The following is a 281-nucleotide window of genomic DNA, read 5'->3' on the forward strand; positions in this document are numbered from 1 at the left end:
TGTACCGCATTATTGGCAACGATCTGGCCTGCTGTGTTATTCACCTGCTGACGCGATTGAAGATCAATTCCATCTTCTGAACTGATTAATCCTGACTGGCTATTTACCTGATCAGCATTAAGCTTAATATTCCCTTTAGCCTGCAAGATGCCAGACTGGTTATCTAAACTGCCTGAACCACTGTTGATCGTTAATACATCATGGAGACTTGCGATTTGACCTTGATTGTTATTAAGTCCTTGGCTATTTAAGTTAACTTGCTGGTTTGCAGCAATAATACC

1 protein-coding gene is annotated in these 281 nt (G+C 40.9%); it reads right to left on the bottom strand.

The annotated features are described in order from the left end of the window. A partial coding sequence (locus tag ACH63V_RS18180) for a hypothetical protein (RefSeq protein ID WP_396464334.1) occupies positions 1-281 on the bottom strand: 281 nt, incomplete at both ends.

Source organism: Acinetobacter sp. ABJ-A23_2 (assembly GCF_044538765.1).
Classification (GTDB): domain Bacteria; phylum Pseudomonadota; class Gammaproteobacteria; order Pseudomonadales; family Moraxellaceae; genus Acinetobacter; species Acinetobacter nosocomialis_A.